The 2,729-nt window shown below is 43.8% G+C and carries 2 protein-coding genes; one reads left to right on the top strand and one right to left on the bottom strand.

The window, feature by feature from the left end; genetic code table 11:
- Positions 1–140: 140 nt before the first annotated feature.
- Complete coding sequence (locus H6S82_RS27900) at positions 141–338, bottom strand: hypothetical protein (RefSeq protein WP_190469333.1); 198 nt, start codon at positions 336–338, stop codon at positions 141–143.
- A gap of 402 nt (positions 339–740) precedes the next feature.
- Between H6S82_RS27900 and H6S82_RS27905 the strand changes: the two genes are divergently transcribed.
- Entirely contained in the window at positions 741–2,651 is a 1,911-nt protein-coding gene (locus H6S82_RS27905; RefSeq protein ID WP_190469330.1) for an ATP-grasp domain-containing protein, read from the top strand.
- Positions 2,652–2,729 lie beyond the last annotated feature (78 nt).

A 2,729-nucleotide genomic window follows, 5' to 3' on the forward strand; every position in this document is an offset into this window, starting at 1 on the left:
AGCTGTGCGATCGCAAAAGTGAATCGCCAGGAGATAACTCCCGATCCAAGCTTGAGATCGGGAGTGGAGAGAGAGTCAGGTGCTGGTGTGAATGGAGATGTTTTACATCTAAATTTATCCTTGCCAAACAGAATGTTTAATTAAGCTAAACGCTTAATTAAATTGCGTAACAAAGAACGGGCTTTTTCTAAAGGAAAATGCTTGGGTTTTCCTTGGTATACTATTTGGTACTCGTTGGTGTCTTGGCCGTCTCCATAGCCAGAAATAAGTTTCCGGTGGAAAGCTTCCTCAGCAAGTTCTCGAACTTCATCTCTGAGATCAGCTTTGGTAATATTCATGTGCTGTCTCCTCAATGCGTTCTTTAATTTTCAATCGTTTCGGTGTAGGTTGTACCTATCGTAAGTTATATATTATTAGTAGAAAAATATGCCTTTTTAGTTAATCTACAAAATCAACACACACCTTTATCCAAAATTTGGCGATCGCGTAAATAGTTCGGTAAGTATTTTGGCGCTGGGATAACTTAACATTGCCTTTGGATAGATGAAAATCCTACACATTAAGGTTAAGTTGTAGTCGGCGTGGCTAGAAATTTAGCAAAGAGAAATCGCTGTTGTTAACCTGCAATGAAAATGTTGGAGAAAAATCTCCCTCTTATTGAAGATGACAGCAAAAAATGGATTTTTTAGCCACGTACAGAAATTAAATTTGCAGGGAGTTTAGCTTTGCGGAGATAATCAATGGTGCGAGAACAAATTATCGATACAGTACGCATTAACGCCAGGAAGACAGACGCCTTCGATATTTACAACATCAAACATTACATGGGGCCGAACCCATATTTAGAGACGGGGGCAGTAGTATTAGATTTTACCCTCACCGGGTATTTGTCGCCTCAACCCATAGAGGAATATTTGTCAGTGATTGGCGATCGCTACCCACAGTTGCGCGATGAGACATACGAAACCCATGCCCATCTCTTCGCCCGCACACTTTCAGAACTGGGAAAACTCGACATGGGTTTGCACCTCAACCGTTGGAATCTGAAACAGCATCCCAACTTTTTCAGAATTGCGGTGCAAGCACTGCACGCACGTACAAGTCGGGCAATAGTTTATACCGTTTGGGACTGGTTTGAAGCAATTAATCAAAAGGAAGATTTTGGTTTAGACGATCGCATTCGCAATCTTCAAGACACATTCCGACACAGCGTTTATGGTGGCCCCACAGTCTACGCTTTATTACGCACAGCCTGCGGCAAAGGAATTCCCACCTTTTATCTGTGGGATGAAGGACTCATGCAATACGGCTACGGCAAAAAACTAATTCGCGGCGTAGCCACAACATTTGATAACGATAGCCATCTCGATTCCGACTTTACCACCCGCAAAGATGACTGCAAAGCTTTTTTGAGTACATTAGGTTTTCCCGTTCCTAAAGGCGATGTAGTTGTCTCCCTTGGAGAAGCAAAAGCCGCCGCCGCAGAAATTGGCTATCCAGTAGCAGTTAAACCTGTAGCCGGTCACAAAGGCATAGGGGTAACAGCTGCGGTGCGAAACGAAGAAGAATTACAACAAGCTTTTGGCAGGGCGCTCAAAGCAATTCCAGAAGAACAATCAATCTCAATAATTGTCGAAAAAAGCATCAAAGGTGCAGATTTCCGCATCCTCTGCGTTAACGGCAGATTTGTCGCCGCTACCGAACGCCGTCCCGCATCAGTTGTAGGTGATGGGTACTCAACTATTCGTGAATTAATCGGGCGCGAAAATCGCAAACCTGCCCGTTTGGACACCCCTACTTCGGCGATGAGTAAAATTCAGTGCGACGACGCAATGGAACAGTATCTGTCCGAACAAAACTTATCAATGGACAGCGTAATTGAGTCAGGACGCACCGTTTATCTTCGCAAAGTCGCCAATCTTTCTGCTGGTGGTTTGAGTATAGATGCAACGCGCACCGTTCACCCAGATAACATTATTTTGGCGCAAGATATCGCACAGCACTTTAAGCTTACTTGTCTGGGGATAGATGTCATTTCTCCCAATCTCTCTGAATCTTGGAAATCGGGTAACTTCGGCATCCTGGAAATTAATGCCGCACCGGGGATTTTTATGCACCTTAACCCTGCCATCGGTGAAAGCGTCGATGTGCCGTCGTCGATTTTAGAAACCTTCTTTAAGTCTGGTGCAGATGCGAGGATACCGATTATTACTTTCAACCAAATTTCAGTTGCAGAACTGCAAGAAACTATTGACCATATCCTGTTGCAACACCCCGACTGGACGATAGGTGCTGTTTGTCGAGAAGCAGTTTTTGTGAATCGATCGCAAAAAATCTTGCACAAGGATTACAACACCAATGTCCAAAGCTTATTGCGTAATCCCAAACTGGATTTACTGATTGCTGAATACACAGAAGACGTGCTGGAAAGAGATGGTATGTTTTACCACGGCAGCAACATGGTAGTTCTGAATAATCCCACAGAAACAGAGATGATGCTAACGGGGGATATTATCGAAGACGCTACTGTAGTTGTCAAGGAAGGAAACAGCGTTTCCATTCGGCGCAAAGGTTTGATAGAACAATACTCCTTGGGAGAAGGCGAACCATTTACGCGGGTTTATCTGAAGGAAATTGGGACGATTCTGTAGGTTAATTCAGATATTACACCAACACAGATTGCCGATAACTTAAGTATGTTGTTGCGCTGTTTCCTACTTAGCGCAACA

The organism is Planktothrix sp. FACHB-1355 (assembly GCF_014748295.1).
In the GTDB taxonomy this organism is placed as follows: Bacteria; Cyanobacteriota; Cyanobacteriia; order Cyanobacteriales; family Aerosakkonemataceae; genus Aerosakkonema; species Aerosakkonema funiforme_A.

Coding starts and splice junctions, on each gene's coding strand:
- H6S82_RS27905 (WP_190469330.1), top strand. CDS start 741: ATGGTGCGAGAACAAATTATCGATACAGTACGCATTAACGCCAGGAAG.
- H6S82_RS27900 (WP_190469333.1), bottom strand. CDS start 338: ATGAATATTACCAAAGCTGATCTCAGAGATGAAGTTCGAGAACTTGCT.